At 60.2% G+C, this 24,634-nt stretch carries 26 protein-coding genes; 14 read left to right on the forward strand and 12 right to left on the reverse strand.

Going from position 1 to position 24,634, the window contains the following annotated elements; all coding sequences use genetic code 11:
* Positions 1-213 precede the first annotated feature (213 nt).
* Entirely contained in the window at positions 214-468 is a 255-nt protein-coding gene (locus LVW35_RS07195; RefSeq protein WP_233894472.1) for a hypothetical protein, read from the forward strand.
* Between the two features lie 53 nt (positions 469-521).
* Here LVW35_RS07195 and LVW35_RS07200 read toward each other — a convergent pair whose 3' ends face one another.
* Positions 522-1,484: a LysR family transcriptional regulator gene (locus LVW35_RS07200; RefSeq protein WP_233894474.1), complete on the reverse strand. Its 963-nt coding sequence runs from the start codon at positions 1,482-1,484 to the stop codon at positions 522-524.
* A 158-nt stretch (positions 1,485-1,642) separates the two neighbouring features.
* Here LVW35_RS07200 and LVW35_RS07205 point away from each other — a divergent pair, with 158 nt between their 5' ends.
* Genes LVW35_RS07205 through LVW35_RS07215 form a run of 3 tightly spaced genes read left to right on the forward strand, consistent with a single transcriptional unit; the run spans position 1,643 to position 5,245 of the window.
* Positions 1,643-2,962 carry an MFS transporter gene (locus tag LVW35_RS07205; RefSeq protein WP_233894475.1) on the forward strand — a complete coding sequence of 440 codons (1,320 nt, stop codon included), beginning with the start codon at positions 1,643-1,645 and terminating at the stop codon, positions 2,960-2,962.
* Between the two features lie 13 nt (positions 2,963-2,975).
* Positions 2,976-4,205 carry a Zn-dependent hydrolase gene (locus LVW35_RS07210; RefSeq protein WP_233894477.1) on the forward strand — a complete coding sequence of 410 codons (1,230 nt, stop codon included), beginning with the start codon at positions 2,976-2,978 and terminating at the stop codon, positions 4,203-4,205.
* Positions 4,206-4,216: 11 nt separating this feature from the next.
* Positions 4,217-5,245: a histone deacetylase family protein gene (locus LVW35_RS07215; RefSeq protein ID WP_233894478.1), complete on the forward strand. Its 1,029-nt coding sequence runs from the start codon at positions 4,217-4,219 to the stop codon at positions 5,243-5,245.
* A gap of 167 nt (positions 5,246-5,412) precedes the next feature.
* Here LVW35_RS07215 and LVW35_RS07220 read toward each other — a convergent pair whose 3' ends face one another.
* The 7 genes from LVW35_RS07220 to LVW35_RS28915 all read right to left on the reverse strand — a co-directional run bounded on the left by LVW35_RS07220 (position 5,413) and on the right by LVW35_RS28915 (position 11,070).
* Positions 5,413-7,338 (reverse strand): response regulator, encoded by a 1,926-nt coding sequence (locus LVW35_RS07220; RefSeq protein WP_233894480.1) that lies wholly within the window; start codon positions 7,336-7,338, stop codon positions 5,413-5,415.
* Complete coding sequence (locus tag LVW35_RS07225) at positions 7,328-8,191, reverse strand: sensor histidine kinase (RefSeq protein WP_233894482.1); 864 nt, start codon at positions 8,189-8,191, stop codon at positions 7,328-7,330. The genes LVW35_RS07220 and LVW35_RS07225 overlap by 11 nt, the downstream gene beginning before the upstream one ends.
* Positions 8,184-9,191: an ATP-binding protein gene (locus LVW35_RS07230; RefSeq protein WP_233894484.1), complete on the reverse strand. Its 1,008-nt coding sequence runs from the start codon at positions 9,189-9,191 to the stop codon at positions 8,184-8,186. Before LVW35_RS07230 ends, LVW35_RS07225 begins: the two co-directional genes overlap by 8 nt.
* Entirely contained in the window at positions 9,182-9,586 is a 405-nt protein-coding gene (locus tag LVW35_RS07235) for an ATP-binding protein (protein WP_233894485.1), read from the reverse strand. The genes LVW35_RS07230 and LVW35_RS07235 overlap by 10 nt, the downstream gene beginning before the upstream one ends.
* Positions 9,583-9,945, reverse strand: coding sequence for an STAS domain-containing protein (locus LVW35_RS07240; RefSeq protein ID WP_233894486.1), 363 nt, complete (start codon positions 9,943-9,945; stop codon positions 9,583-9,585). The genes LVW35_RS07235 and LVW35_RS07240 overlap by 4 nt, the downstream gene beginning before the upstream one ends.
* Before the next feature lie 2 nt (positions 9,946-9,947).
* Positions 9,948-10,799, reverse strand: coding sequence for an STAS domain-containing protein (locus tag LVW35_RS07245; RefSeq protein WP_233894487.1), 852 nt, complete (start codon positions 10,797-10,799; stop codon positions 9,948-9,950).
* Between the two features lie 136 nt (positions 10,800-10,935).
* A complete protein-coding gene (locus tag LVW35_RS28915; RefSeq protein WP_267924883.1) occupies positions 10,936-11,070 on the reverse strand; it encodes a hypothetical protein in 135 nt (44 codons plus the stop codon).
* Positions 11,071-11,242: 172 nt separating this feature from the next.
* On the opposite strand from LVW35_RS28915, the gene LVW35_RS07250 reads away from it, so the two are divergent.
* Positions 11,243-12,145, forward strand: a complete 903-nt coding sequence (locus LVW35_RS07250) for a LysR family transcriptional regulator (RefSeq protein ID WP_233896423.1) — start codon at positions 11,243-11,245, stop codon at positions 12,143-12,145.
* Here LVW35_RS07250 and LVW35_RS07255 read toward each other — a convergent pair.
* Together LVW35_RS07255 and LVW35_RS07260 are read right to left on the reverse strand one after the other, a co-directional pair.
* On the reverse strand, positions 12,137-12,895 hold the full coding sequence (locus LVW35_RS07255) for a substrate-binding domain-containing protein (protein ID WP_233894488.1): 759 nt from the start codon (positions 12,893-12,895) through the stop codon (positions 12,137-12,139). The two genes, LVW35_RS07250 and LVW35_RS07255, sit on opposite strands and share 9 nt — an antisense overlap.
* Complete coding sequence (locus LVW35_RS07260) at positions 12,892-14,199, reverse strand: MFS transporter (protein WP_233894489.1); 1,308 nt, start codon at positions 14,197-14,199, stop codon at positions 12,892-12,894. The genes LVW35_RS07255 and LVW35_RS07260 overlap by 4 nt, the downstream gene beginning before the upstream one ends.
* 140 nt (positions 14,200-14,339) lie before the next feature.
* On the opposite strand from LVW35_RS07260, the gene LVW35_RS07265 reads away from it, so the two are divergent.
* From LVW35_RS07265 to LVW35_RS07305, 9 genes are all read left to right on the forward strand, one after another.
* Complete coding sequence (locus tag LVW35_RS07265) at positions 14,340-14,540, forward strand: hypothetical protein (protein ID WP_233896567.1); 201 nt, start codon at positions 14,340-14,342, stop codon at positions 14,538-14,540.
* Between the two features lie 149 nt (positions 14,541-14,689).
* Complete coding sequence (locus tag LVW35_RS07270) at positions 14,690-15,412, forward strand: GntR family transcriptional regulator (protein ID WP_233894490.1); 723 nt, start codon at positions 14,690-14,692, stop codon at positions 15,410-15,412.
* Positions 15,409-16,197 (forward strand): SDR family oxidoreductase, encoded by a 789-nt coding sequence (locus LVW35_RS07275; RefSeq protein ID WP_233894491.1) that lies wholly within the window; start codon positions 15,409-15,411, stop codon positions 16,195-16,197. The genes LVW35_RS07270 and LVW35_RS07275 overlap by 4 nt, the downstream gene beginning before the upstream one ends.
* Before the next feature lie 67 nt (positions 16,198-16,264).
* Positions 16,265-17,197 (forward strand): 3-keto-5-aminohexanoate cleavage protein, encoded by a 933-nt coding sequence (locus tag LVW35_RS07280; RefSeq protein WP_016975200.1) that lies wholly within the window; start codon positions 16,265-16,267, stop codon positions 17,195-17,197.
* A 63-nt stretch (positions 17,198-17,260) separates the two neighbouring features.
* Positions 17,261-18,139: an SMP-30/gluconolactonase/LRE family protein gene (locus LVW35_RS07285; protein ID WP_233894492.1), complete on the forward strand. Its 879-nt coding sequence runs from the start codon at positions 17,261-17,263 to the stop codon at positions 18,137-18,139.
* Between the two features lie 73 nt (positions 18,140-18,212).
* Positions 18,213-19,535 carry an MFS transporter gene (locus LVW35_RS07290; RefSeq protein WP_233894494.1) on the forward strand — a complete coding sequence of 441 codons (1,323 nt, stop codon included), beginning with the start codon at positions 18,213-18,215 and terminating at the stop codon, positions 19,533-19,535.
* Positions 19,536-19,590: 55 nt separating this feature from the next.
* Complete coding sequence (locus LVW35_RS07295; RefSeq protein ID WP_233894496.1) at positions 19,591-20,907, forward strand: MFS transporter; 1,317 nt, start codon at positions 19,591-19,593, stop codon at positions 20,905-20,907.
* 58 nt (positions 20,908-20,965) lie between these two features.
* On the forward strand, positions 20,966-21,889 hold the full coding sequence (locus LVW35_RS07300; protein WP_233894498.1) for a LysR substrate-binding domain-containing protein: 924 nt from the start codon (positions 20,966-20,968) through the stop codon (positions 21,887-21,889).
* Positions 21,890-21,944: 55 nt separating this feature from the next.
* Positions 21,945-22,331, forward strand: coding sequence for a 5-carboxymethyl-2-hydroxymuconate Delta-isomerase (locus LVW35_RS07305; protein WP_233894500.1), 387 nt, complete (start codon positions 21,945-21,947; stop codon positions 22,329-22,331).
* A 23-nt stretch (positions 22,332-22,354) separates the two neighbouring features.
* Here the strand turns inward: LVW35_RS07305 and LVW35_RS07310 are convergent, their stop codons facing one another.
* Positions 22,355-23,296: a LysR family transcriptional regulator gene (locus LVW35_RS07310; RefSeq protein WP_233894501.1), complete on the reverse strand. Its 942-nt coding sequence runs from the start codon at positions 23,294-23,296 to the stop codon at positions 22,355-22,357.
* 137 nt (positions 23,297-23,433) lie between these two features.
* Complete coding sequence (locus tag LVW35_RS07315; RefSeq protein ID WP_233894502.1) at positions 23,434-24,621, reverse strand: cyanate transporter; 1,188 nt, start codon at positions 24,619-24,621, stop codon at positions 23,434-23,436.
* Between the last annotated feature and the right edge of the window lie 13 nt (positions 24,622-24,634).

The raw sequence follows: 24,634 nt of genomic DNA on the forward strand, positions 1-24,634 counted from the left end.
GAATCAGTTTTGAAAATCGGGCAGGCGCTCGGTTCGATAGTAATCATCAGTGCTATCGATGCGACGCTCTAGCGCGCACTACGTAAGCCATACACCTTTCATACAGCCTTCTCCAAGGCTGCCTACAGGCAGCGCATTGCAGTGGCTCCGGCAACTTATTACTTTGTGGTAGCGCACTCGATCCGGCGCTTCCCACTGCAAAGGAAATGCATCATGAGCAAGAACACAAAAAAAACCTCCGGCAAGATAGCTGCCCTGGCGGCCGAAACCCTCAATGATCCAGACGCTTCGGTCATTGCCAAAAGCCTTGCCGCTTCAGCGTTGGCTCAGCGTAGTACCGAAAAGCAGACAAGCGCCGAGCTGGAGGAAAAGGCGGGGAAAGTGCTTCAAAGCGACAAGTACAGTGAAAAAACAAAGTCCCTGGCGGCCTCGGTTCTCTCCCAAGCCAATAAAGAGCGGGGAAGCTGAGTAAAAGGTTCCCTGTAGTTCTGGCTTGACCATGCACATCAGAGAGGCGTTCATCAACTTCTGGAAACCTGCGCGCCGTGGTCAGCCAGGCGCGCTGTCAGGCTGTGAATAAACATGGTTTCAGCCCGACTCATCTTCTGCTCCCGATTCCACAGTAGATGAATGTCCACGTCCGTAATTCCCTCATCCGGCGGTAACCGCCAGAGCAGCCCGTTTTTCACATCATCCGCGACCACATGAATCGGCAGGCAGCCCAAGCCGAAGCCGGCGATCACCAATCGCCGCACTTCTTCCAGGCTTGAAGACGACGCCACAATCCGCCCGCTGAACCCTTGCTGGTCCCGGAAAATCGTCAATGGCGAAAGCATCCCACCAATCTGGTCGCTGGTAAAACTGACGAAGTTCTCCGATTGCAGATCCCCCTCCGCCAAACCACTGCGCCCGAACAGTGGATGGTGTCGCCCACAAAAAAACGCATAGCGCTGACGCAGGAACAGGTGTTGTTCCAGGCGTGGCTGCGGTCGACGGTTGAGGCTCAGGCCCAGGGTCGCGGTTTTTTCCAAGAGTGCGGCGACAATGTCCGAACTGCGCATCACCTCAACGTCCACATCTACCCGAGGATGTTCACGATGAAAGTCTGCCAGGAATTCATCGAAGGTGTCCGAGTTGATCCGGCTGATCATTAGCAATCGCACTTTGCCTATCACCTCATCGCCCGGTTTTTGCAGGGCATTGCTCATCTGCGACACCTGGCCATACATCTCGCCGGCGATGGCGAAGATCTGCTCACCGGCCTCCGTCAATACAAAGCGTGGACCCCGGCGGACGATCAGTTGGCAATCGAGTTGTTCTTCCAGACGCTTGAGCGCCTGGCTGATCGCCGGCTGAGTCAGGTGCAGACGGGCGGCGGCGCGGCTGATGCTCAGTTCCTGGCCGATCACCCGGAACGTGCGCAGCAGGTTCCAGTCCAGGCGGTCGTTGAGCAAGGGGTGAATGTCGCGGCGGGCTTCGGGCATTGTGCAGTTCGATAATAAGCAGGATTTATAATTGGAATAATAAATAGAAAATTGACTAATCATAACCCCGAGACGATAAATCACCCTCAACAAGCGCCACCAGAGCGCATGCGTTCGACCCTTCTCCTGCCAAAAAAATAACCAAAGGAGCCAGCCCCATGAAGCCTTCCGCTTCGCCCCAGCCTCGCCGTGCTGCGGCCGCCGCTTTTATCGGCACCATGATCGAGTGGTACGACTTTTACATCTACGCCACCGCCGCGGCGCTGGTATTTGGCCAATTGTTTTTCCCTTCCGAAGACAAACTCTTCAGCACCATGGCGGCGTTTGGCACCTTCGCCGTGGGTTTCTTTGCGCGGCCGTTGGGCGGCATTGTGTTCGGGCACATCGGTGACCGGATCGGTCGCAAGAAATCTTTGGTGTTCACCCTGGTGATGATGGGCGTGGTCACTGTGTGTATCGGTCTGTTGCCGACCTACGCGCAGATCGGTGCCGCTGCGCCGGTGTTGCTGATCCTGCTGCGTGTGGTGCAGGGTATTGCCGTTGGTGGCGAGTGGGGCGGTGCGGTATTGATGGCGGGCGAGCATGCGCCGAAAGGTCGGCGCAACTTCTTTGCCTCCTTCGCGCAATTGGGCAGCCCGGCGGGATTGATCCTATCGCTGCTGGCGTTCAGTGCGGTAACCCGTCTGCCGGAGGACGCGTTATTGAGCTGGGGCTGGCGCGTGCCGTTTCTGGCCAGTGCGCTGCTGTTGGTGGTCGGTCTGGCGATTCGCCTGGGCGTGAATGAGTCGCCGGAATTTCTTGAAGACAAAGCCTTGGCGGAAAAAGCGCGGGCGATCAAGAAAGACCAGGCGCCTGTCATTGAAGTGCTGCGTACCGCCTGGCGCCCGCTGCTGCTGTGCATCGGTGCCAATACCCTGGGCATTGCCGGTGTGTATTTCACCAACACCTTCATGATTGCCTACAGCACTCAGCAATTGGGCCTACCTCGTTCGCTGATTCTGGAGTGCCTGTTCTTCGTCGCCATCATCCAGTTCTGTGTCCAACCGCTGGCCGCATGGGTGGCGGAGAAGGTCGGTGCCACGCGTTTCCTGTGCGCGATGACGGTACTGGCTATGGCTTCGCCTTACCCGATGTTCGTACTGGTCAGCAGCGGTCAGGCGCCCTTGATCATCCTCGGCATCGCCCTGGCGGTGGTGTGCATGGCGTCGTTTTATGCTGTCATCGCCGGCTTCGTCAGTGGCCTGTTTGAAACCCGTGTGCGCTACACCGCGATCTCTCTGGCCTATCAGGTGTGCGGTGCGCTGGCGGGCGGCCTGACGCCGCTGATCGGCACCTGGCTGGCCCATGAATACCAAGGCCAATGGTGGCCGATGGCAGTGTTCTACAGCTTGATCGCGGCTGTTTCGTTGGTATGTGTGCTGGCGTTGTCGCGCCGGCATGCCACCGCCCACCGTCATGAAATGGCCCATAGCGTTTGATGGAGTGTGTGTCATGTTGAAGATCAACGGTGAGCGCCTGTGGGCCAGCCTGATGGCCATGGCCGAAATTGGCGCTACGGCGCGCGGTGGTAGCTGCCGCCTGGCCTTGAGCGACGAAGATAAAGCCGGGCGCGAACTGTTCAGCCACTGGTGCACAGCCGCCGGATTGACTCTGAGTGTGGATGCCATCGGCAACCTGTTCGCCCGTCGTGACGGTACGGACAAGGACGCGGCGCCGGTGATGATGGGTAGTCACCTGGACACGCAACCCGAAGGCGGACGCTTCGACGGTGTCTATGGTGTACTGGCGGGTCTGGAGGTGATCCGCAGTCTCGACGACCAGGGTATCCAGACGCGTAAACCGCTGGAAATCGCGGTGTGGACCAACGAGGAAGGCGCCCGCTTTACCCCGGCCATGCTCGGCTCGGCGGTATTCACCGGCACCCTGGCGCTGGACAAGGCTCTGGCCACTACCGATGTCGATGGCATCAGCGTAGCCGATGCCTTGCGTGCTACTGGCTACAGCGGTTCACGCCCACTGGGCGGCGCGGTGGATGCGTATTTCGAAGCGCATATCGAGCAAGGCCCGATTCTTGAAGACAATGCCAAGAGCATCGGTGTGGTCACCGGCGGTCAGGCGATTCGCTGGCTGGATGTGCGTGTCGAGGGCATGGCCGCACACGCCGGCACGACGCCGATGCCGCTGCGTAAAGACGCGTTGTATGGCGCTGCGCAAATGATCCAGATGCTGGAAAAGCTGGCGGCGGATTTTGCCCCGGAAGGCCTGACCACCGTGGGTGAATTGAGCATCGCCAAATCGTCACGCAACACCATTCCTGGGCTGCTGAGTTTCACCGTCGATTTGCGTCATCACCGCGACGACGACATTGACGCGATGGAGCAACAGATGCGCCAACAATTGCAGGCCGTCGCCGAGCAACGCGGACTGTCTGTGACTGTCAGCCCGCACTGGATCAGCCCGGCCACCCCCTTCGACGCCGACTGCGTCGCCTGCGTGCAAACCGCTGTAGATGCCCTGGGTTACAGCCAGCAACGCATCGTCAGCGGCGCCGGTCACGACGCCATTCACCTGGCACGCTATTGCCCGACGGCGATGATCTTCATCCCTTGCGTCGATGGCCTCAGTCACAACGAAGCCGAAGACGTGTTGCCCGAGGATGTGCGCCAGGGCGCTGACGTATTGCTCAACGCTGTGTTGAAGCGCGCCGGCCAGGTTCACTAAGGAGCATTTTCATGCGTACGTTTTTTCATCCCGAACAGCTTCTGCATCATCCGCGCAGCTACTACTCCCGTGGCCAGATGCGAAAGCCGCAGGAAGTCCCCGAGCGTGCCCGGAATCTGTTGTTGGCCGCGCACACCTTGGGTTTCGACATTCAGCAGCCGCCGGACTACGGCCTCGATCCATTGCTGGCCGTCCACGGTGCACCCTATCTGGCTTTCCTGCAGGAGGCCCACCAACGCTGGAAAGAAATCCCCGAAGACTGGGGCGACGAAGTCATGTCCAACATCTTCGTGCGCGAGCCCAACGCCTTGCGCGGCATCCTTGCTCAGGCTGCGCGCTACCTGGCCGATGGCAGTTGCCCGATCGGCGAGCTGACCTGGCGCTCGGCCTATTGGTCAGCCCAAAGCGCCGTTGCTGCCGCCAGAGACATTCTTGATGGCGCCCCGGCTGCCTACGCCCTCTGTCGTCCGCCGGGCCATCATGCTCGTTACGATGCAGCGGGGGGATTCTGTTACATCAACAATGCTGCGGTAGCAGCGCAGGCATTGCGCCAAGGTTTCCAGCGCGTCGCCGTGCTCGACACTGATATGCACCACGGCCAGGGCATCCAGGAGATTTTCTACGAGCGCGACGACGTGCTTTACGTCTCGATTCACGGTGACCCTACCAACTTCTACCCCGGTGTTGCCGGTTTCGCCGAAGAGCGCGGTAGCGCAGTGGGTGAAGGCTTCAACCTCAACCTGCCCATGCCTCACGGGGCCAGTGAGGCGGTGTTCTTCGAAGAGCTGACACTGGCTTTGGCGGCGGTGAAGAACTTCTCGGCAGATGTGCTGGTGCTGTCACTGGGTTTCGATATCTACGAGTTGGACCCGCAGAGTAAAGTCGCGGTAACGCGCGAAGGGTTCGCACGGTTGGGTGAGTGCATTCGCAGGTTGGGATTGCCTTGTGTGATCGTGCAGGAGGGGGGGTATCACCTGGAGACGCTGGATAGCAATGCGCGGGCGTTTTTTAATGGTCCGCACGTGTGGGAGCGGCCTTAACCGGTTTGCAGTGTTTACACCACCCGGTCCCGCTCACCGTCGGCCAGTAGAGGTCCCTGACCGGTTAGTACAATCAATTGCGGCGCCGTCAGGTGCCACAGGATTGTCTGTTGGTGCCCCTGCTAAGCCTGATGCTGAACTTCACGCGGAGTCAGGTTGAATAGGGCCTAGAACTGTACGCCCAAACCCTGCCGAATCTTCTCCAACAACTCATTGATGTGAAACGGCTTGGTGATCAGATCCATGCGTTCGCCGAGAAAGTTTTGTCGGTTTGCCGCATTTTCGGCGTAGCCAGTCATGAACAGGATCGGCAAATCGTTGCGCAGCCCCCGGGCAATATCAGCCAGTTCTCGGCCGGTCATGTAGGGCATGCCGACATCAGTGAGCAGCAGATTGATGGTCGGGTCATCATTCAAGAGGGTGATTGCTTCGTCACCATCCGCGGCGAGACTGCACCGATAACCCGCGTCTACCAGCACTTCGGCGACGAAGCTGCGAACCGAGGGCATGTCTTCGACGATCAGGATATGTTCGCCATTGTTTGTGCCCGGCGCCGCCAAGGTTTTGATAACCGGGTTGGCGGGGCCTTCTGCGGCGGGCAGCATGATGGTGACCTCGGTGCCTTGTCGGGTGACACTGCGGATCTGCGCATCACCGCCGGATTGGCGAGCGAACCCATAGATGGTCGACAAGCCGAGGCCGGTGCCCTGGCCCACGGGTTTGGTGGTGAAAAACGGGTCGAACACCTTGTCGATAACGCTGTGCTCAATGCCTACGCCATTGTCCCGAACCGAGAGGGCGATGTAGGGACCATTTTCCAGTTTGAGATTGCCGTTGGAAAACGCTTGATAGGTGGTGACCCACACAATGCCACCCTGGGGCAACGCATCCCGGGCGTTGATCACAAGGTTCAGTACCGCGCTCTCCAGTTGAATCGGATCGACCATCGCCACTGCGGGGTTATTGGTCAGCTCCAGTTTCAAGGCGATGTGTTCGCCGATGGTGCGCACCAGCAACTCTTCCAGTGAGCGGATATGCGCATTGATATCGATCGGTCGCGTGTCCAGGGGTTGCTGGCGGGCAAACGCGAGCAAGCGGTTGGTCAGGCCGGCGGCGCTCAGGGCTGAACTGAGCGCGGCATCGGCATAACCCAGGACCTTTTCGGTGCGTTGGCTCTCGATGCGCTTCTTGATCAGCTCCAGGCTGGTGATGATCCCGGTGAGCAAATTGTTGAAGTCGTGGGCGATACCGCCGGTGAGTTTGCCCAAGGCATCCATTTTCTGCGCCTGCAACAGCTGCGCTTCAGTGCGAGCCAATTGATTCGCTGCGTTGGCCAGTTCGGCCTGTTGGTGACGTTCACGGTGACGGTGCTCGGTGACATCCTCGACAAATACCAGGCTCAACTCGGCACGGTTGTAGGGGGAAATTTGCCATTCGGTTTCACGCAGTTGGCCGTCGACGTTCATTCGCAACGTGCCTTTCCAGCGCTCACCGGCTGTCAGGCGCAGGCAGAGTTCACGGATGACCGTGTGCTGGCCGTCGGCGAAGCATTCAAGTAGAGCGTCGGGGTTGAGGTTGTCATTAATCAGTTGGGCAAATGCATGATTGCATTCGTGGACCTTCAACTGTGCATCCATCACTGCAATGGGAGCGCTGATGTTGAAGAAGATCTCCCGAAAGCGTGCCTCGCTTTCGCGTAGCGCGTATTCGGTGTCGCGCACACGCAGCAGGGTGCGCAGGGTCGCCAACAGCACATCAGGGTCGACCGGGTGGATAAGGTAGGCATCAGCCCCAGCGTTTAAACCAGTGATGATGTCACCGGTTTCGATGGAGGCAGCCGATACGTGCACCACGGGTAGCAAGGCGGTCGCCGGGTCGCTGCGCAAGCGCCGCACGATATCGAAGCCGCTCATGTCCGGCAGGTTCACATCCAGGATCAGCGCATCGATTTTCCCCGCCGCAATCAAGTCCAGTCCTTCCTGGCCAGTGCCGGCTTCGAGCACTGCATATTCATGGCGCTCCAGGCGCCGACGCAGGGCATAACGCGTAGCGGCATTGTCGTCGACGATCAGCAGTTGAATGTCACGTTTCATCGACGTTCTCAGTGGCTATGGAGAAAGGAATGATCACAAAAAACAGCGAGCCCACGCCGGGCGTGCTCTCAACGCCTACCCTGCCGCCCAGCAGCTCGGCAAAACGTTTGCACAATGAAAGGCCCAGGCCTGTGCCGCGCAGGCGTTTTTGCAGCGGTGAGTCTATCTGCGAAAAGTCTTCGAACAGGTTGTTGTGCAGTTCGGCAGGAATACCCAAGCCCGTGTCCTGCACGGCAAAACGGATCTCATGCTCGCTTTCCATGCGCGCCGATACGCGCACTTCGCCCTGTACGGTGAACTTCAACGCGTTGGATATAAAGTTGCGCAGGATCTGAGCCAGCTTCTTGTCATCGGTATAGAGCTTGGGTAAGCCGGAAGGCTCTTCGAAAATCAGGTCTACCGACGATGCGTCCACAATTGGACGGAACATCCCGCGCAGTGCCGAGAACAGGTCGAACATATCGAACCAGGCCGGCGAGATGGTGATACGCCCGGCCTCAATCTTGGCCAGATCCAGCAGATCGTCAACCATTTCGCGCAGTTCGCGCGCCGAGCTGCGGATAAACCCGACCTGGGTGTGTTGCTCCGGACTCAACGGGCCATCAAGCTCGTCGGCGAGCAGGCTGGTGATACTCAGGATCGAGCCCAGGGGTGTGCGGAACTCATGGCTCATGTACGACAGGAAGCGGCTTTTCAAGTCCGACGCCTGGCGCAGTTGATCGGCCTGGGTGTCCAGCTCGGCATACAGCGCCAGCACGCCTTGGTTGGTTTCATCCAATTCAGCGCGCAGGGCGTCCGCTTCCAGGCGCAGGCGTTGGACTTCAGCGGCGAGCGAGGCAATGGTTTCAGCCATCAATGGCCTCCAGGGCAATCACGAAGACGGTAACGTCATCCCGTCCGCGACAAAAGTCACGGTGCAGGATAGCGGCGATCAGGGCAGGGTGGCGGTGGACGAGCCCTGGGTAGTCCGACAGATTCCAGCGTGATTGCAGGCCATCGCTGAACAAAATCAGCAACTGGCCGGCCACTTGAGCGTAGTCGAAGGGATGCACCTTGCGAAACTGCACGCCGACGATGCCTGGATGGGAGGCCAGCCCACGCGAAGTTCCGGGGCCGATCAAGCTGGCGCCGATATTGCCCACGCCCGTGAATCGCAGGTTGTCGGCCAGGACGTCGTACTGGGCCACCGCCATCGCACCGCCACGGGTTCCGTTCATACCGGCGTGCATGTCGCTCATCAATACCGTCGCGTCGATAAAGGCGTTTTCCGCGAACACGGCTTCCCCGGCACGGGCTGCGCGTTCGGCATGCTCGCCATGGCCAAGGCCGTCAGCCATCATCACGCTGAAGCGGTCGGGTTCGATTGCCAGGTGCCAGGCATCGCCGCAATGTGGGTCGTCATGCAACGAATGCTGACTGACCCCATAGCGGATATCTGTTGCCGTTGCGGAGCGTGGTGTCAACCTGGCCAGTACCGCTGTGCCTCGTTGATCGGCGTGTACATCGAACACCTGCGCAAGGCGCGATATCGCTCCCAGCCCGATTCCCTGGGTGCCCGTGGTGGAGTGACCGTCCACTAGCCCCCGGTTGATATCAAAGCCTTGCCCACGGTCGATGGCGATCAGCTCGACGCCGCCGTTGCCGATAGCACGCAAGTGCAATTCACCATGGGTGGCGTGCTTGAGAATATTGCTTGCAAGCTCGGTAGCAACTAACGCCACGCGTCCCGCATCCGTCTCATCAAACCCCAGACGCTCAGAGAACTGTTGCGCGGTGCGACGAGCGTAACCGATCTGGCTGGTGTCTTCGATCAACAGGACTTGCGTGAGCGCGCTGGGAATATTCAGGCCCATCGGGTGATCGTCACGCGAGTACCCTTGCCTGGCGCGGTATCCAGTTCAAACTCGTCCACCAGGCGTTTGGCGCCGGTGAGCCCAAGGCCAAGACCGCTGCCGGAGGTCCACCCGTCGGTCATCGCCAGCTTGAGGTCGGGAATGCCCGGCCCCTCGTCGCGAAACGTCAGGCGTACACCGGCCCGGTGATCTTTCTCGATAACGGCCCAATCCATATGACCTCCGCCGCCATAGACCACGGTATTACGTGCCAGCTCGCTGACGGCTGTTACCAGTTTGGTCAGGTCGATCAGGCGCATGCCGCAGTCCTGGGCCAGTTTGCGTACCAATTGTCGAGCCAGCACAACGTCCTGTTCAATCAGCACGGGGTGTGTGCCGCTGCTGGCTTGGGTCATGAGTGTTCTACCCGGTCGCGTAACAGTTTCATGCCGCGCTCGACATTGAGCGCGGTCGCTACCCCGGGCAAGGTCATGCCCAATTCCACCAGGGTGATTGCAACGGCCGGCTGCATACCCACCAATACGGTTTTCGCATCCATGATCCCCGACAGCCCGGAGATAGTGCCGATCATGCGGCCAATGAATGAGTCGACCATGTCCAGCGCAGAGATATCGATCAGTACACCTTTGGCCGAGGTCTTGCTGATGCGCTCGGACAAGTCGTCCTGCAAGGTCAGTGCAAGTTGGTCGTGCATGTCCACCTGGATGGTCACGAGCAAAAACTCGCCCATCTGTAAAATAGGGATGCGTTCCATGCTTAACCGGCCTTGGTGACGGTGACGCCTAGGCGTTTGAGGGAGAGTGCCAGGGCGTCGGCCAGGTTGGCCTTGGTGACCACCCCTTGCAGATCCAGGCCCAGGTGCACGATGGTCTGGGCAATCTGTGGGCGTACGCCGCTGATGATGCAGTCAGCGCCCATCAAGCGGATGGCGGTCACGGTTTTCAGCAGATGTTGGGCCACCAGGGTGTCGACGGTCGGCACACCGGTGATGTCGATGATGGCAATTTCTGCACCGGTGTCGACGATGCGTTGCAGCAGTGACTCCATCACGACTTGGGTGCGTTGCGAGTCCAGGGTGCCAATCATCGGCAGGGCCAGCACGCCGTCCCACAGTTTGACTACCGGGGTGGAGAGTTCCAGCAGTTCTTCCTGTTGACGTTTGATCACCGATTCGCGGGACTTCTGGAAGGTACGGATGGTGTGCATGCCCAGTGCGTCGAGCAGCTCCGAGATTTTCAACAGTTGTTCGGCCAATTGTGCAGGTTGATCGGCATACACCTGTTGGAGCAGGGCGAACAGGGGGCCTTTAAGGGCGAAGATAAAACTGGCGGTCTGCTGCGAGTCCTGACCGACGAGGGCGCGACTGTGAGACAGCTTTTCCAGGAATACACGGGTTTGCGCCCAGTTTTCATGGTCGATATGCTGGGAGCCGCCCGATGGCAGGGCCGCTGTCAGCAGGTTGAGGAACTCATGGGTCTGCTGTTTGACATCGTCGCCTTTGATGTTACGCGTAGCGCCCGAAGTCTCGAGGCTGGCATTCCATTCATTAAGGAGGGTGCTTCGATTATCCTGAAGCGCCTGAATTGTGCTCGTTTGCAAAGTTGCCACGGGTAACCTCCTTGAATGCCTTGGATGAACTGCACGCAATCTATACTAAATTGAACCGTTTTGAAGTGTTTCGGGGGATTTTCCTGTCGTAATCGGACAGGTTCACATCCATGGCGAATATAGCAGTTGATGTCGATCAGCATTCGCCGCATTCCACCGATGCCGGGTAATCCTGCCCACCATAGAACACACCCAGGATCGACACCGTTTCGTTGGCAGCGTTCAGCACGAATGCGATGACGGTGGCGCGCCGACAGTGAGTGGCGTGCAAGTCTTTCAGCAGGTCGTCACGTCAGGTGCCGCACAATGGAAACAGGCAAAGGCTATCGCAGCTGCGGATGAGGTTGTAGCAGGATTATGGCGGCAGGCCGGTCACGGCATACATGGCGCCCCATCGGCTCTCGTACGATAATGCCCGCTACCTCGACCACATTGGCCCTCCCGTGATCATCAACTTCGACCTCAACGACCTCCAAGCCTTTCGCGCCGTGGTAGACAAGGGCAGTTTTCGCGGTGCCGCCGAAGCCATCCGGATCTCGCAGCCGGCCCTCAGCCGGCGTATCGAAAAGCTCGAGACTGCGCTGGATGTGAAGCTGTTCGAACGCACCACGCGGCGCGTCAGCCTGACCATGGTCGGTCGGGCTTTCCTGCCTCAGGTCGAGCGCATGCTCGACGATCTCGATGTTGCGCTCATGGGGATCAGCAATGTCGCGTCCACGCGCATGGGCAATGTCACCATTGCCTGCGTGCCGTCAACTGCCTACTACTTCATGCCCCACGTGATCTCCGAATTCCACAAGCTGTATCCGAAAATTCGCCTGCGGGTGCTGGATGCCAGTGCCGGTGAAGTGTGCAATGCCGTAGAAAGTGGCGAGGCGGATTTCGGCGTGAGTTTCAGCGGCAGCCTGGCCGATGAAGTGGAGTTCGAGCTGTTGCTGCAAGAGCGCTATGTGCTGGCCTGTCGCCGCGATCATCCACTGGCCCAGCGTGACAGCGTGACCTGGACCGAGGCTTATGAGCACGACTACATCACCGTGGACAAAACCTCCGGCAACCGCTTCCTGCTCGACCAGGCCTTGCGCGGCGTACGGGTGAAAAAGGCGAGCATCTGCGAGACGCACCACGTGACCACCATGATCGGGCTAGTGGAGGCGGGGTTGGGGGTGGCGATGGTGCCTTCGATTGCCATGCCGGCCCTGGAACACCCGATTCTGGTGAGTGTGCCGTTGGTGGAACCGCAGGTGATGCGCAATGTGGGCTTGATAAAACGCCGCGGGCGGACCTTGCCGCCAGCGGCGCTGGAGTTGGAGCGATTGGTGCGGGAGATGCCGTTTCGGTCAGCGTGACACCGAGTCCAGGCCGGTGGCTTGCACCACCGGTTGCGCCTCGGGCGACGCCAGGTACTGCAACAACGCCTTGGCCTGCTCAGGGTGTTGGGCATTCACCGGGATCCCGGCGGCAAATCGCGTCACCGATTGCACATCTTCCGGGATCTTGCCGACATAAGTCACACCCGGCACCGGCAACAATTCCGCGACCTGCTGCAAGCCCACTTCGTAGTCACCCTTGGCGACCTGTTCGGCCACCGGCAGGCGTTCGATCATAGTGCCTTTGGCGGGCATGCCGAGCTTTTTGAACAATTCTTTCTCGACATACACACCGCTGGCGCTGTCCGAATAAGCGACGGATTTGGCCTTGCTCAGCACGGCTTTCAGTTCGGCGTCAGTACCGATTGCAGGTTTGACCGCGCCGGCCTTCACCACCAGACCAATGCGCGAGTCCGCCAGTTCCACACGGGAAGCCGGGTCGACCTTGCCTTGTTTGATCAGCTCATCCAGAGCGTAGCCGACCATGATCACCACGTCGGCGTGTTCGCCACGGGCCAGGCGGTTGGGAATCGCTTCCGGCGCCTTGCCCATGGAGGGGCCGAGGATGGTGTCGAGGGTGTCGCCGCTTTGCTTGGCGTATTGCGGGCCGAGCAATTTATACGCGGCAGTGAAGCCTCCGGAGGTCATTACTTTGAGCTGTTCGGCCTGGGCTGACAGCGCCAGGGCGCCGAGGACCAAGGCTGTCAGGGTCTTGAGCATAGTTTTCATTGCGCGGCCCCCTGCATCACTTGCCCACGGGCATTGGCACGGCGATACAACGCCAGGGTCGAACACAGCGCGCACGCTGCGGCGAACATCATCCAGTAGGCCGGCGAGGCCTTGTCTTCGGTGATGTGGATGAACCAGGTGGAGATCGCCGGGGTAAAACCACCGAAAATCGCGGTCGCCAGGCTGTAGGCCAGGGAGAAACCCGCCACGCGCACTTCCACCGGCATGATTTCGGTGAGGGCCGGGATCATTGCGCCGTTGTACATGCCGTAGAGGAAAGAGAACCACAGCAGGGTTTCCAGCATGTGGGCAAAGCTCGGGGCATTCACCACGTAGGACAGCGCTGGATAAGCGGTCACAACCGTCAGCACGGTCATGGCGATCAGCACCGGCTTGCGGCCGAAACGGTCGCTCAGGGTGCCGCCGATCGGCAGCCAGATAAAGTTCGACACCGCCACCAGCAGGGTCACCAGCAGTGCATCGGAGGTGCTCAATTGCAGCACAGTCTTGCCGAAGGTCGGCGCGTACACAGTGATCAGGTAGAACGCGGTGGTGGTCATGGCCACCATCAGCATGCCGCCGATGACCACGGTCCAGTTTTTCACCAGGGTCGCCAGCACTTCACGCATGGTCGGGCGATGCTTGCGGTTGGCAAACTCTTCGGTTTCCTGGAGGTTGCGACGCAGGAAGAAGATGAACGGGATAATCACACAACCGATGGCGAACGGAATGCGCCAGCCCCAATCGGCCACCACGGCGGGTTCCATCCATACGTTCAGGCCATAACCCAGCGCGGCGGCGACCACGATGGAGATCTGTTGGCTGCCCGATTGCCAGCTGGTGTAAAAGCCTTTGCGGCCGGGTGTGGCCATTTCGGACAGGTAAACCGACACACCGCCCAGTTCAGCGCCGGCCGAGAAGCCTTGCAACAGGCGACCGAGCAGCACCAGCAACGGCGCCCATAAACCAATGGTGTGATAGCTGGGGACGAGCACGATCAGCAGCGTGCCGCTGGCCATGATCGAAAGCGTCACGATCAAGCCTTTGCGGCGACCCACATCATCGATGTAGGCACCCAGGATGATCGCGCCCAACGGACGCATCAGGAAGCCCGCGCCGAACACGGCGAAGGTCATCATTAATGACGCAAACTCATTAGCGGCAGGGAAGAACGCGGCAGCGATATAGGTGGCGTAGAAACCGAACAGAAAGAAGTCGAACTGTTCGAGGAAGTTGCCCGAAGTCACGCGGAATACCGCGCCCACTTTCGAGCGAGCAGAGTCGGGTCGGGTAGGGCTTGTCATGGTTTGTTGTCTCCAGCGTTCTTTTTAAAGTGCTTGTTTCGCCTAAGACCGAGAATAGTGGCTGACACATTTAGAAATGATAAGTGACAAATTTGGATGGATTGATGTGCGTTGGTTATCAGTCGGCGAGGCGGTCAGAAATGCATTTGCTGTTCTATGCTGAAGATGTGACCAATTCTTACGGATGGGAGGTGGCGATGACTGATCAACATAAACGGCGGGAGGCGCCGGAGCGTGAGCAACCCCGGCGGCGGGAGGAAGAAAAACCACAGACCTGGAAGCATCCCGATGATGGCACGGAGCTTTCCGAGCGAGATCAGGAGCGTCCGCTGAAGCCGTAGTCCCAGGTTAAATACGGTCAAAATGTGGGAACGGGCAAGCCCGCTCCCATCGTTGTGTTGTTGCGCTATCCGAGATGGGAAACTATTTGACATATTTGATTTGTGATCACATATTGAGGCCATAAGAACGACAACACAGGTTTTGCCTCATGACAGATGGTCCGCTCCTCCTGCCCACCCTGCGCCAGGTGTCCCGCGATACTTTGCAAGACCAGGTCTACCGGCAGATTCGCGAAGCTTTGATGAGTGGCCGTTTCCAGCCTGGCCAGAAACTCACCATCCGCGGCCTCGCCGAGGCCCTCGGTTCCAGCCCGATGCCGGTGCGCGAAGCGCTGCAACGGCTCAGCGCCGAAAACGCCTTCGAAGTCACTGAAACCTCACGTCTGCGTGTGCGCCTGATGACGGTCGAACGCCTGCGCGAAATTCGTGATGCACGGGTCGCCCTCGAAGGCTTGCTGGCGGAGAAGGCGGTGCTGCTCCTGCAAAAAAACGACCTCGACGAAATCACCGACCTTTGTCAGCAGATGCAGCACGCCGCCGACGAAGTCGACGTGTCCCGCTACCTGTGGACCAACTTTGCGTTTCACCGGCGCATCTACGCCGTGGCCCAGGCCGAGTTGACCATGGCTGCCGTGGAAAACTTCTGGCTGCACATGGGCCCGTGCTTTGCGCTGGTCGCCCCGGATAAAGCTCACCTGCAACGCTCGATGGAAGCGCACACGCGCATCGTCGAAGCCCTGGCTGCCCGCGATGGCGCCGGTGCACGCGCAGCGGTGACCGATGACATCATGCAGGCCGCCGACTCCCTGGCGCGCCTGCTCGTCAAGAACGACCGTTCGCGGTCGTCTGCTTCAGGAGGTAAACGTGCATGAGTGTCCTACAGCGGCTGCAGCCTTATCCTGGGTTACGCGTGTTGATTTCCGGCGGGGCTGCCGGCATTGGTGAAGTGTTGGCGGCGGCGTATCTGGAAGCCGGCGCCCAGGTGCATGTGTGTGATGTGAGCGAGCCAGCCCTGGCCGTGTTTCGCGACAAATACCCAGGCACCGTCGCCACCCGCGCCGACGTCAGCGATGCCGCGCAGATCGAGGCGGTGTTCAAGGTCCAGCGCGAACATTTCGGCGGCCTCGATGTGTTGGTCAATAATGCCGGGATTGCCGGGCCTACTGGCGGGATCGATGCGATCAGTGACGCTGAGTGGCAAGCCACCATCAACATCAATCTCACCGCGCAATACCGGTTTGCCCACCACGCCGTGCCGATGCTCAAGGAATCGTCCCACGGCCATCTGCTGCATATCGCCTCGGTAGCAGGGCGCTTGGGCTACGCGTGGCGCACACCGTACGCGGCGACCAAATGGGCGATTGTCGGCCTGATGAAATCCCTGGCCTCGGAGCTGGGTGAGAGTGATATCCGCGTCAACGCCTTGCTGCCCGGCATTGTCGAAGGCCCGCGCATGGACGGCGTGATCCGCGCCCGTGCCGAACAGGTCGGCGTGCCCGAAGCCGAGATGCGCCAGGAATACCTCAACAAGATTTCCCTCAAGCGCATGGTCACCGCCGAAGACGTGGCCGCCATGGCCTTGTTCCTCTGTTCGCCCGCCGCACGCAACGTGACCGGCCAGGCGATCAGCGTCGACGGTAACGTCGAGTACTTGTAAGCCACGGAAGAACACAGCGCGCTGCACCCAGGATTTTTTTCATAAGAATAAAAGTCGGAGATCTGTCATGTCCAAAAATCGTCCTGTCATCATTACCTGCGCCGTTACCGGTGCGATTCATACGCCGTCGATGTCGCCACATCTGCCGATCACCGCGCAGGAAATTGCCGACGCCGCCATCGGTGCCGCCGAGGCCGGTGCCGCGATTGTCCACCTGCATGCCCGTGACCCCAATGATGGCCGCCCCAGCCAGGACCCGGCCCTGTTCGCCGAATTCCTGCCGCAGATCAAGGCCGCCAGCGATGTGGTGATCAACATCACCACCGGCGGCGCACCGACCATGGGCGTGGAAGAACGCCTACAGCCGGTGATGCAGTTCAAGCCGGAATTGGCCTCGCTGAACATGGGGTCGATGAACTTCGGCCTGTACGAAATGCTCAACCGTTTTACCGATTTCAAGCACGACTGGGAGCGGCCCTACCTGGAAGAAAGCGACGACCGGATCTTCCGCAATACCTTCCGCGACATTACCCACATCCTCAATTCCTGCGCCGAAAACCGCACCCGTTTTGAGATCGAGTGCTACGACATCGGCCACCTCTACACTGCCGCGCATTTCCTGGAACGCGGCCTGCTCAAGCCGCCGCTGTTCATCCAGTCGGTGTTTGGTTTGCGCGGTGGTATCGGCGGGCACCCGGAAGACCTGGCGCACATGCGCCGCACCGCCGACCGCCTGTTTGGCGACGATTATGTGTGGTCGATTCTCGGTGCCGGGCGTGGGCAGATTCCGCTGGCGACCATGGGCCTGTCCATGGGCAGCAATGCGCGGGTGGGGCTTGAGGATTCGTTGTGGGATGGGCCGGGCAAACTGGCGGCATCGAATGCCGATCAGGTGCGGCGGATTCGCACGGTGATTGAAGCGCTCGGCCATCGCGTCGCCACGCCGGATGAGGCGCGGGAAATCCTCGGGCTCAAGGGGCGCGACCAGGTCAACTTCTAACCCTACAAACCGCCGCGTCCAGGCGCGGCTTGCATCCCGCACAACAACAATAAGGGGATCACCATGCGTATCGAAGTGCTTGTCGACGTCAAGACCACCCTGGGCGAAGGCCCGGTGTGGGACGCCCTGCAACAACGCTTGTATTGGATCGACAGCGCCGACGGCCGCATCCTGCGCTGCACCGACGATGGCCGCGAACTGCGCGCCTGGGAGGTGGGCCAGAAGATCGGCTCCATGGCCCTGCGCCGTGACGGCGAGTCGGCCATCGTCGCCCTGCAAAACGGCGTGCACACTCTCGACCTCAACAGTGGCGAACTCAACCTGGTCGCTGATCCGGAACCGAACCTGCCGGACAACCGCCTCAACGACGGCAAGGTCGATCGCCAAGGCCGTTTCATCTTCGGCTCCATGGACACCCAGGAAGACAACGCCAGCGCCAAGCTTTACCGCCTGGACGCCGACCTGAGCCTGCACACCCTGGACGAAGGCATCATCGTGTCCAACGGCCCGTGTTGGAGCCCGACGGGTGAAACTTTCTACTTCTGCGACACCTGGTCCGGCGAGATCTGGGCCTACGACTACGACCTGGCCACCGGCAATGTCAGCAATCGTCGCACCTTCGCCAAGGTCGACACCTCCGGCGGTGGTGCCGCCGATGGCTGCACCGTGGATGCCGAAGGCTGTCTGTGGCAGGCGCTGGTCTACGCCGGAAAACTGGTGCGCTACACCCCCGACGGGCGCGTCGACCGCATCCTCCAGATGCCGGTGAAAAAGGTCACCAGCCTGACCTTTGGCGGACCGAACCTGGACACCCTGTTTGTGACCTCCATGGCCAAGCCGCCGCTGCCGCGTTTCCCGGCGGACGGTCAGCAGCGCGGAGCGCTGTTCGCCATTACCGGGTTGGGCGTGCAAGGAATAGCCGAGCGACGGTTCGCCAGCTAGCGCGTGTGTGTGACAAGGCATATTCCTTCGCAACCTTATGTCAGTGCGCGCCCTCGCGCGCCTGGAGAGGCCCATGACAACTATAAAAAAAGCGTCACTGCGCAGCATTCACCGGCATTCCTGGGTGTCGCTGCTGGTCTGCTGGATGATCTGGATCCTCAACGCCTACGATCGTGAGATCGTATTACGCCTGGGGCCGACCATCTCCAAGCATTTCGATTTGTCCGCCGACCAATGGGGCACCGTGGCCACGGTGGTGATGCTGGCCCTGGCGCTGCTGGATATCCCAGGCTCGATGTGGAGCGACCGTTACGGCGGCGGCTGGAAACGTGCACGCTTTCAGGTGCCGCTGGTTTTGGGTTACACCGCGATTTCGTTTCTGTCCGGCTTCAAGGCCTTGAGCGGCAACCTCGCCACCTTCATCGCCCTGCGTGTCGGCGTCAACCTCGGCGCCGGCTGGGGCGAGCCGGTAGGGGTGAGCAATACCGCCGAATGGTGGCCGGTGGAACGTCGCGGGTTTGCCCTGGGCGCGCACCATACCGGCTACCCGATCGGCGCGATGCTCAGTGGGATTGTCGCGAGTTTTGTCATTACGGTGTTCGGCGAAGAAAACTGGCGCTACGTGTTCTTCTTCGCCTTTGTGGTGGCGTTGCCGCTAATGATCTTCTGGGCGCGATATTCCACCGCCGAGCGCATCACCGCGCTGTACGTCGACATCGCCGCCAAAGGCATGACCCCGCCGGACAACGCTCCGGCCAGCCAGGTCAAAGGCGAAGCCTGGCGCACATTCCTCGCCACCTTATGCAACCGCAATATCGCCCTCACAGCGGGCAACACGATGCTCACCCAAGTGGTGTACATGGGCGTGAACATCGTGCTGCCGGCCTACCTCTACAACATCGCCGGGCTGTCGCTGGCCGAGTCGGCAGGGATGAGCGTGGTGTTCACCCTCACCGGCATTCTCGGGCAACTGGTGTGGCCGTCGCTGTCGGACATTATCGGCCGGCGCACCACCCTGATCATCTGCGGGCTGTGGATGGCGGCGAGTGTGGGCGCGTTCTACTTCGCCAACACGCTGACGTTGATCATTGTCGTGCAACTGCTGTTCGGCCTGGTGGCCAACGCGGTGTGGCCGATCTATTACGCCGTGGCCTGCGACTCGGCCGAGCCGTCGGCGACCTCTACCGCCAACGGCATCATCACCACCGCGATGTTCATCGGTGGCGGCCTGGCGCCGGTGTTGATGGGCAGCCTGATCGCCATGGGGGGCGGCTGGACCACGCTGCACGGCTACACCGTGTGTTTCTTCGTGATGGCCGGCTGCGCCTTGGGTGGCGCACTGCTGCAACTGTTTTCCCATCGCCCGCCGGCGTTGGTTGTGCAACTCGACTCCTAGAACAACACCGATGCGCCTCCCAGCCCGGCTGGCGGGGCGCCAAGAGGAATTGCCGATGACTACCGCCACCTCCGCCCGCACACCGCAGGCGTTGAATAAACTGATGTTCGTCAAGTTGATGCCCTTGCTGATCATCGCCTACATCCTGAGCTTCCTGGACCGCACCAACATCGCCCTGGCCAAGCATCACCTGGACGTCGACCTGGGCATTTCCGCCGCGGCGTACGGGTTGGGCGCGGGGCTGTTTTTCCTGACCTATGCGCTGTCGGAAATCCCCAGCAACCTGATCATGCACAAGGTCGGCGCGCGGTTCTGGATCGCGCGGATCATGGTGACCTGGGGCCTGATTTCGGCGGCCATGGCGTTTGTACAGGGTGAGACCTCATTCTACGTGCTGCGCCTGTTGCTGGGCATTGCCGAGGCTGGTCTGTTTCCTGGGGTCATGCTCTACCTGACCTACTGGTTCAACCGTGAACAGCGGGCGCGGGCTACCGGTTACTTCCTGCTCGGCGTGTGCTTCGCCAACATCATCGGCGGCCCGGTGGGCGCGGCCTTGATGCGCATGGACGGCCTGTTCGGCTGGCACGGCTGGCAGTGGATGTTCATGCTTGAGGGCTTGCCGGCGGTGGCGTTTGCCTGGGTGGTCTGGCGCAAATTGCCGGACCGTCCGAGCAAGGCGCCATGGCTGTCGGCCGAAGAAGCGCGCGGCATCGAACAGCGCATCGCCCAGGAAGCCGAAGAGGGCGCGGGCGAGGGCGGTCACTCGTTGAAAAACTGGTTGACCCCGCAAATCCTGCTGGCGATCTTTGTGTACTTCTGTCACCAGATCACTATCTATACCGTGATCTTTTTCCTGCCGAGCATCATCAGCAAGTACGGCGAACTGAGCACCATGAGCGTCGGCCTGCTGACCTCATTGCCTTGGATCGCGGCGGCACTGGGTGCGGTGCTGATCCCACGTTTTGCCACCACGCCTGGACGTTGCCGACGATTGTTGATCACGGGCTTGTTGACCATGGCGATGGGCCTGGGCATCGCGTCGATATCGGGGCCGGTGTTCAGCCTGCTCGGTTTTTGCCTGTCGGCGGTGATGTTCTTTGTGGTGCAGTCGATCATTTTTCTGTACCCGGCTTCGCGCCTCAAAGGCGTTGCGCTGGCGGGCGGGCTGGGCTTCGTCAACGCCTGCGGGCTACTCGGCGGGTTTGTCGGGCCGTCGGTGATGGGCGTGATCGAGCAAAGCACCGGCAATGCAATGAACGGCTTGAAGGTGATTGCGCTGGTATTGGTGGTGGCGGCCGTGGCAGCGCTGCGATTGCGCATGGGGCATGAGCCCGAGCGTGGCGCGCAGGCCAGCGAAGCGTCCTACACGTAGACGCCAGCTACGCGGCTTTCTACACTGCGGCTTGTCTTGGGGAAAGGGGCAGGCGTCGATGAATCGCAATGAATTACGCAAGGCCGACATCAACCTGATGGTAGTGTTCGAAGCGCTGATGCTGGAGCGCAACGTGACGCGGGTGGCGGAGAAGCTGTTTCTCGGCCAGCCGACCATCAGTTCGGCCCTCAATCGTTTGCGTACCCTGTTCAACGACCCGCTGTTCATTCGCGTCGGCCATCGCATGGAGCCTACGGCGCGGGCCGAGGAAATCATCCAGCATTTGTCGCCGGCCCTGGACTCGTTGTCCTCGGCCCTGAGCCTGACCCACGATTTCGACCCGTCCATCAGCACCATGACCTTTCGCATCGGCCTGTCCGATGACGTCGAGTTCGGCCTGTTGCCACCGTTGCTGCGCGCCCTGCGCCAGGAGGCGCCGCAGGTGGTGTTCGTGGTGCAGCACGTGGACTACTGGCGTATTCCCGACCTCTTGGCGTCCGGCGACATCACCGTCGGCATCACCCAGACCCGTGGCCTGCCGGCGAATGCCAAGCGCAAGCTGCTGCGGCATATCCGCCCGCGTTTATTGCGCGCCGACGCTTCTGACACACCGCTGACCCTCGATGAATATTGCGCACGCCCCCATGTGCTGGTGTCCCACACCGCCAACGTGTCCGGGTTTGCCGATGAGTGGCTGGCGGAAATAGGCCGCAAGCGCCATGTGGTGCTGTCGGTGCCGCAATACAGCGCACTGCCGGCCTTGCTGGCCGGCACTGACCTGATTGCCAGCTTGCCGGATTACACCGCCGAGGCCATGGCCGTGTCGGGCAACCTGTTCTGTGAGCCGTTCCCGTTCGAGACGCCGACCCTGGATTTGTCCATGGTCTGGCTCAGCCATGTGGACACCGACCCCGCCGAGCGCTGGGTGCGTTCGCGGCTGGAAGCCTTTATGAGTGATCGAGGGTTGGCGACCAAAGCCTGAAGCCTTTATCCGTGGTATATCTACGAATCTTCCTACGAAAGACTCGGAGCTATCCATGCCACACCTGCATCTGGAATACACCGCCAACCTGACAGGACTCGCGGTCGAGAAAACCCTGTTGCGGCTCAACAACGTGTTGATGGTGTCTGGCCAGTTCGGCTCCGAGTTCGATATCAAAAGCCGTGCCGTCAAGGTCGAGACGTTCCAAGTGGGCACCTCCCTCGACCCACGGGGTTTTATAGCAGTGAAACTATCGCTGCTCAGCGGGCGGTCGCCGCAGGTCAAGAAGCAGTTGTCGGAAAGCCTGCTGGCGGCCTTGCAGGATCTAGGCGACTGGCCGGAGGGCGTACAGGTTCAACTGAGTGTCTTGTTGGTAGACATGGATCGCGATTCCTATAGCAAAGGAGCAGTCGCGAGCGACAAGCTGCAAGCTTCAAGTTAAAAACGTGGCGCCCCTTGCCGCTTTCAGCTTGTAGCTTGTAGCTGCTCCTCACACACCTTCACCACCTGCTCACGAAACCAGGTATTGGCACTGTCCAGTTCGCTGGTTTCGTTCCACTGCATCTCCAGCGTAAATCCCGGCAAACCGTTCGGTGCTTCGCAATGGCCGAATACCGGGGCTGGCGCCAGCAGTTTTTGTACGCGCCGGGGCAGGGTGACGACGAAGTCAGTGTCGGTGATCATCTTCAAGGCTGCGCTGTAGCTGTTGGCGCGGGCGATTACCTGGCGCTTATGGGCTTGGCGTGCAAGCCAGCCATCGATCATGTTGGTGTCGGAGGTCCACGGCGTAGGGAACACGTGGCGCCGTTCGACGAAGGATTGCAGGCTGAAAGCGGGCTCGCGGGGCGCAGAGCGTTTGTCGAACACACACACCAGGTCGTCTTCGAGCAACATCTGGGTGCGAAAGTCTTTATGGGCGCGGTGGAAGTTGGGACCGAAGCCGATCACCAGGTCGAGGCGACCTTCACGCAGGTCATCGGCGGGGATATCGGTTTCCAGCTTCTGCACGTTGACGATCACCGGCAGGTCTGCGCGGTCGAAGTGCTTGAGCAGGCGCGGCAGGATCAGTTGTTCGAAATATTCCGGCGCGCATACGTTGAATGTCACGGCCTTCTGCGTCGGATCGAAGGCCTGGCCACCGGCGTGGCATAGGTTGATGCTTTCGAGGATTTTCCGCACGTGCCCGTACATGGTGGTGGCCTTGTACGTCGGCCGCATGCCGGCCCGCGTGTTGATAAACAGCTCGTCTTCAAAACTGGTGCGCAGCTTCTTCAGGCTATAGCTCACGGTGGACTGGCTGACAAACAGCGTTTCAGACACCTCGGTAACGCTGCTCTGGTCATAGACGGCGATAAACACCATCAAGTCCTGCATATCGAGCTTTCTGAGCAAGTTACTGTTTAGCATCGGTTTCGTCCGTAAACCCGTTGTACCGAACTCAGTACAAGACAGCACAAAAGCTTAACGGAACGAGCGTGCCAATAGAATGCTCTGTAGGGCGTTTCTATGTTTGGTGTGAGACAAATAATGTTTGCAACACGACCTCAGCGGATATGTCGTGCGTAATGCTTTGGGTTGAAGCGCGTAACGATCAACAGCATCACTCCGATCACCGCCGTGAGCGACCACCAGGCCCATTCGAAGCTGCCCAGTCTGTCACGGATCATCCCGGCGATCAGCGGCGACAGCCCGGCAATCAGGTAGCCGATGCCTTGCACAAATGCGGTGAGGCCACCGGCGCGGCGCGGGTTGTCCAGGTGGTCGAGGGACAGGATCAGGCTCATCGGAAACAAACCGCCGATGCCCAGGCCCAGCAGGCAAGGCCATAGCAGGCTCAGGTGTTGCGGGCTCAGGATCAGGCCGCAGAAACCAAGGATGATAAGTACCAGTAACACTGCGACCACGCCGCGCTTATCCTGGTGACGGTTGGCGATGGCGGGGGTGATCAGGCCGGACACGACTTCCAAGGCCGTCAGGAAACCCAGCAGCAGACCGGCGTTCTGCTCGCTCCACCCTTGCTCCACGTAGTACGGCGCCAGCCAGGCGAGTACGCAGGTGTAGGACGCGGTGCCGAGGCCGAAAAACACCGCGAGCAACCAGGCGCGACCGTTACCGAAAAATGATTCTTGAGGGCCAGCACCGGTTTGGGGCAGTGGCGGCAACACCGAGCGCTGGGCGTACCAGAACACCAACGCCACCAGCGCCAGAACGGCCCAGATCGCCAGGCCGATGCGCCAACTGCCGGTCTGCACCTGCACGAATGGTGCAAATGACGCCGCCAGCGCCGCGCCGCCCATGATCGCGGTGACGTACAGGCCCATGAACAGCGAGACATTGTCACTGAACCGCGACTTGATCAGCGCCGGCATCAGCGCCTGGATCATCGCAATCCCCGCGCCGGCGGCGATGGCGCTGACAATCAACTCCAACGCCGAATCGAGGAACAACCGCGACAGCGTCGCCATGCCAATCACCACCAGCGATATTACGATGCTGCGGTGCTCGCCAAAGCGCTTGGCCAGGCCCATGCCAAACAACATCGCCAAGCCCATGGCCATCACCGGCAACATGGTCAGCAGGGCCGCGCTGCTGAAACTTAATGGCACGTCGCCACGAATCGAGGACAACAGCGGCCCTACAGCGGCCATGGACGGGCGCAGGTTGAGGGCGACCAGTACGACGCTGATCATCAGCCAGACGGCGGTGGTCGGTTTTGTTTGAACGGTTTCCATGGGACGGCCTTGA

The sequence above is a fragment of the Pseudomonas sp. HN11 genome (assembly GCF_021390155.1).
Classification (GTDB): Bacteria; Pseudomonadota; Gammaproteobacteria; order Pseudomonadales; family Pseudomonadaceae; genus Aquipseudomonas.

What these genes read in the sequence shown, in the direction of transcription:
- LVW35_RS07195 (WP_233894472.1), top strand. Translation starts at nt 214, where the DNA reads ATGAGCAAGAACACAAAAAAAACCTCCGGCAAGATAGCTGCCCTGGCG.
- LVW35_RS07200 (WP_233894474.1), bottom strand. Translation starts at nt 1,484, where the DNA reads ATGCCCGAAGCCCGCCGCGACATTCACCCCTTGCTCAACGACCGCCTG.
- LVW35_RS07205 (WP_233894475.1), top strand. Translation starts at nt 1,643, where the DNA reads ATGAAGCCTTCCGCTTCGCCCCAGCCTCGCCGTGCTGCGGCCGCCGCT.
- LVW35_RS07210 (WP_233894477.1), top strand. Translation starts at nt 2,976, where the DNA reads ATGTTGAAGATCAACGGTGAGCGCCTGTGGGCCAGCCTGATGGCCATG.
- LVW35_RS07215 (WP_233894478.1), top strand. Translation starts at nt 4,217, where the DNA reads ATGCGTACGTTTTTTCATCCCGAACAGCTTCTGCATCATCCGCGCAGC.
- LVW35_RS07220 (WP_233894480.1), bottom strand. Translation starts at nt 7,338, where the DNA reads ATGAAACGTGACATTCAACTGCTGATCGTCGACGACAATGCCGCTACG.
- LVW35_RS07225 (WP_233894482.1), bottom strand. Translation starts at nt 8,191, where the DNA reads ATGGCTGAAACCATTGCCTCGCTCGCCGCTGAAGTCCAACGCCTGCGC.
- LVW35_RS07230 (WP_233894484.1), bottom strand. Translation starts at nt 9,191, where the DNA reads ATGGGCCTGAATATTCCCAGCGCGCTCACGCAAGTCCTGTTGATCGAA.
- LVW35_RS07235 (WP_233894485.1), bottom strand. Translation starts at nt 9,586, where the DNA reads ATGACCCAAGCCAGCAGCGGCACACACCCCGTGCTGATTGAACAGGAC.
- LVW35_RS07240 (WP_233894486.1), bottom strand. Translation starts at nt 9,945, where the DNA reads ATGGAACGCATCCCTATTTTACAGATGGGCGAGTTTTTGCTCGTGACC.
- LVW35_RS07255 (WP_233894488.1), bottom strand. Translation starts at nt 12,895, where the DNA reads ATGAAAACTATGCTCAAGACCCTGACAGCCTTGGTCCTCGGCGCCCTG.
- LVW35_RS07260 (WP_233894489.1), bottom strand. Translation starts at nt 14,199, where the DNA reads ATGACAAGCCCTACCCGACCCGACTCTGCTCGCTCGAAAGTGGGCGCG.
- LVW35_RS07265 (WP_233896567.1), top strand. Translation starts at nt 14,340, where the DNA reads ATGCATTTGCTGTTCTATGCTGAAGATGTGACCAATTCTTACGGATGG.
- LVW35_RS07270 (WP_233894490.1), top strand. Translation starts at nt 14,690, where the DNA reads ATGACAGATGGTCCGCTCCTCCTGCCCACCCTGCGCCAGGTGTCCCGC.
- LVW35_RS07275 (WP_233894491.1), top strand. Translation starts at nt 15,409, where the DNA reads ATGAGTGTCCTACAGCGGCTGCAGCCTTATCCTGGGTTACGCGTGTTG.
- LVW35_RS07280 (WP_016975200.1), top strand. Translation starts at nt 16,265, where the DNA reads ATGTCCAAAAATCGTCCTGTCATCATTACCTGCGCCGTTACCGGTGCG.
- LVW35_RS07285 (WP_233894492.1), top strand. Translation starts at nt 17,261, where the DNA reads ATGCGTATCGAAGTGCTTGTCGACGTCAAGACCACCCTGGGCGAAGGC.
- LVW35_RS07290 (WP_233894494.1), top strand. Translation starts at nt 18,213, where the DNA reads ATGACAACTATAAAAAAAGCGTCACTGCGCAGCATTCACCGGCATTCC.
- LVW35_RS07295 (WP_233894496.1), top strand. Translation starts at nt 19,591, where the DNA reads ATGACTACCGCCACCTCCGCCCGCACACCGCAGGCGTTGAATAAACTG.
- LVW35_RS07300 (WP_233894498.1), top strand. Translation starts at nt 20,966, where the DNA reads ATGAATCGCAATGAATTACGCAAGGCCGACATCAACCTGATGGTAGTG.
- LVW35_RS07305 (WP_233894500.1), top strand. Translation starts at nt 21,945, where the DNA reads ATGCCACACCTGCATCTGGAATACACCGCCAACCTGACAGGACTCGCG.
- LVW35_RS07310 (WP_233894501.1), bottom strand. Translation starts at nt 23,296, where the DNA reads ATGCTAAACAGTAACTTGCTCAGAAAGCTCGATATGCAGGACTTGATG.
- LVW35_RS07315 (WP_233894502.1), bottom strand. Translation starts at nt 24,621, where the DNA reads ATGGAAACCGTTCAAACAAAACCGACCACCGCCGTCTGGCTGATGATC.